This is a genomic window from Nostoc sp. ChiQUE02 (assembly GCF_034531305.2).
Lineage (GTDB): Bacteria > Cyanobacteriota > Cyanobacteriia > Cyanobacteriales > Nostocaceae > Nostoc.
Map to the genome: position 1 here is coordinate 1 of NZ_JAVRBN020000116.1, position 3,174 is coordinate 3,174.

The window sequence follows — 3,174 nt, forward strand, 5'->3', positions numbered from 1 at the left end:
GTTCAGTGCCACTCACGATGTGAGGTACAAGTCTTATTCCAGCGATCGCCTGATTCATATTTTGATTCAGCAACGCCGAAAATCTAGCTCATGACTATACATCATTTTCTCTTAGGATTTTTCACGATGATAAACTGTGGGAGGTAAACTATGAAGGCGAGCCACAAAGTATTTCTAAGCAACAGAATTGGAGAATTGCCCTAGAATATCTAGAAGCTCACTACGATCCGCACACTGATGGTGAGGTGGTCGTATGCCAATGCAGTTACCCCTATTTTTCGTCACTCACTAGTCATATTAGCAACAGTGGTGAGGTCATGACTTCGTGGCAACCGCTCACTTGTTTGGTTAAAGACTTGGGGCGAGATATTCAAACCTGCCCCAACTGTAATGCATCCTTAGCTCGAGCAGATGAATCGGATGATGATGATTTTGATTTTGATGACCAAGTTAGCCGACCAATAGCTTGTATCGATTGCGCTAATTACCACGGTCAAGAGTATGGGGGCAATTTATTAGTCTGCGGTTTTCACGCCCAAGGGTGGGATGATGAGGATTGCCCCGATTTTTCTAACCCACCTTCCGCACCCTAAGTGTCACAAACGGAAATTACTGAGAAAACAAAGGTACGTAAGAATAAAAACAGACATCTGAAAACAAAAAAGACATTTGAGCCACCATGAATCACCAAAAATGCCATCAAAACTTATTCTCAATAAGCAGCAATAAGAACTGATAGCAGATAGATTCGGATGAGATAAATAAATGAAGATGTTAAAGGCTGAAATTCTAAACTAGAATAATGAATTGAAGTGACCAAACTAGATTTTTGACATAATAAATTAGAGCTATAAATTAAAACAATTAGCTCAGGTAAACGGCTATATTAAATTAATACAGAGGGGGATTATGTGATTAATTGATAATAACGGAGACAATCATCTGGTAAAAGATTCAGGATAAAATTCCTATCTTGGTCCCAATTAGAAACGTGTTTTTCGTTATGAAGTTTAACTAAATGAATACCCTGAAAGCGTTGAAATATCCAACGTAAAGTGGGGCGGTCAGTTGCTTTTGCCAACTGATTTTTAATCATTGATTTCGATTTAGATAAAGCGGCTCTTACTTGACGTTGCGCCAATGTATAGACCAGCAAACATAAACCCATAATCATTCCTAACGACTCTATTCTCTCAGGGCTTTTGAGGAAAATGCTATCGGCAAAAAATAATGGGTCTTTAAGAAAACCAAATCCCCTCTCACAGCACTGCTGGGCTTTATATTCACTCAGCATTAAATCGTCACCTAGCTGCTTTGACTCTAAAATATTTGTGGCAATAATAAAACGCCCTGCACTCAGAATTTCTGTATTAATTTTACTTTCATTCTGAGATACTGTAGCTGAAATTTGGTAAGATGTTTCTGCTTGATTATCTTTTTTGTGAGAGATGATTTCCGTAACTTTACTCTCCGCAATTTGGTGATATTTAAATTGTTTCAGGTCTGGTCTATGATCTCTTGAATAACCGTAAGTAATGGTAATTTCTTTTGGTGATTTTACAGTTAACTCTTCTAGGTCTTGGGTCTTTCCTGATTGTTGATTCTCAAATATTACTTCTGGTAAGCTGGTATTGTATTCCCCATGCACGTGCATTGATGATGAATCTAGATGTGATGATGACAGAGATACATTAAATTTTTTGGCGGCTTTTAAGGCGATGATAAAAAATATTGTATCCAGTCCTTTTATAAAAAGTTTATCCATGACTGTCCCCAGTTTATCGTCGTTGAGATATTCTGGTTTTACTCCTGCTCCTATTAAATGCTCACAGGCTATTGTTTCAAAATATTGGGGAAACATATACAAAGGTTTTGATACAAATCCTAACCCATTCAATATCATGGCTTTAACGACATGACCCGGGCTGACTTTTTCTCCTTTCTCTTCACCTATTAATGAGAGTGATTGTTTCTACTAATCCTATAGAATCTATTATTCCTGCTACTATACCTAGATGGTCTATGTTCTGAATTTCAATATCTTTGGTATTCAATATCACAACAGTATTCTCCACGGATTCTGTTGTAATTAAATCATTTCTCTTTTTGTTATCAATTAATTTTTTTACTATGACGTTTTCCCTTTCTTCTGCCTTTCGTCACAAAACTTCTTCTTCTCGCCAATTCAAGAGACTTAATACTACTTATTCTCATTAGGTCTCTTAACTTTTTCTCAAACTTAGTTCTTATGTACTACTCTGTCAGCTTTTTGTTGATGTGTGACAGTTAGGGTGCGGAAGGTGGGATACAACGGTACATCGTTGGGTAATCTGGGGGAGAAAATAAACTGCTCATGCTTGGCTCAATTGTCATTCATCCTCTGTGGTTACGGGAGTGCTTACCTAAATCAGTCTTTTAGGAACCTTATTTTACAACTATTTTATCTAGAGCCAGATTTGAGCCACTTCTGTTTCAGTACCAGTAATTTCCAACCACCAGCCGCTAGCAGAAAATTCTAAGAAGCTACACCTAATTCTTCATCTGTTGGCCGTTGTTGCTCCTTTACAGCACCCAGTGACTCAATAAAAGCGTCAATTGCCTTAGCTGCTGATTGCTTACCTGTTTTCAATTGGGAAAGGATATTTTCGCGTATTGCTGAATAATCTGGTATGACTTGCTGCTCAACAGAAGCAGCCTCTTGCGTAGGTAGGGCAACTTCATCCGAACCCTTCTCTATTAAGCCCTTTATCTGAGCGATCGCTTCGGCTAATTCCTGCCTAATCACCTGTTTTATCTCTTCCCCATCAAATGTAGACGCAGCTAAAGCATTTACTTCCATTTTACAACTGCCAGCTTCAGAATGCAATCCCAGTTTTGGTTTATTGATTGCTGCGACTAACTGCTTGAGTAGTTCCTCTTGGCGCATCAAGGCAGCAAGTAATTCAGAATTTTCTTGAGGGTTCATTGTTCAATACCAATACATTTCACTTCGCATTGGCGTAGCCGTTTAATTGTGATATATGAAGCGTGGAGCCAATAAAAAGCGCTCTTGATTTCACAAAAGCGCTTTTTATTACTAATTATTTGCCCTGTACAGATTAGACATCTCCAAAAACTATCAAAGCTTTGCTGTGACTAGCTCATAATATCCAAGCGCAAGGCTCGCTAACTAGC

At 38.3% G+C, this 3,174-nt stretch carries 2 protein-coding genes and 1 pseudogene; 1 reads left to right on the forward strand and 2 read right to left on the reverse strand.

The features are described from left to right. Positions 1–317: 317 nt before the first annotated feature. Positions 318–593, forward strand: a complete 276-nt coding sequence (locus tag RM347_RS35610) for a hypothetical protein (RefSeq protein WP_322719697.1) — start codon at positions 318–320, stop codon at positions 591–593. A 314-nt stretch (positions 594–907) separates the two neighbouring features. Here the strand turns inward: RM347_RS35610 and RM347_RS35615 are convergent. Then, positions 908–2,057 (reverse strand): annotated as a pseudogene (locus RM347_RS35615) (IS1634 family transposase). Between the two features lie 458 nt (positions 2,058–2,515). Beyond that, complete coding sequence (locus RM347_RS35620; RefSeq protein ID WP_322719696.1) at positions 2,516–2,965, reverse strand: hypothetical protein; 450 nt, start codon at positions 2,963–2,965, stop codon at positions 2,516–2,518. Positions 2,966–3,174 lie beyond the last annotated feature (209 nt).

What these genes read in the sequence shown, in the direction of transcription:
- RM347_RS35610 (WP_322719697.1), top strand. Translation starts at nt 318, where the DNA reads ATGACTTCGTGGCAACCGCTCACTTGTTTGGTTAAAGACTTGGGGCGA.
- RM347_RS35620 (WP_322719696.1), bottom strand. Translation starts at nt 2,965, where the DNA reads ATGAACCCTCAAGAAAATTCTGAATTACTTGCTGCCTTGATGCGCCAA.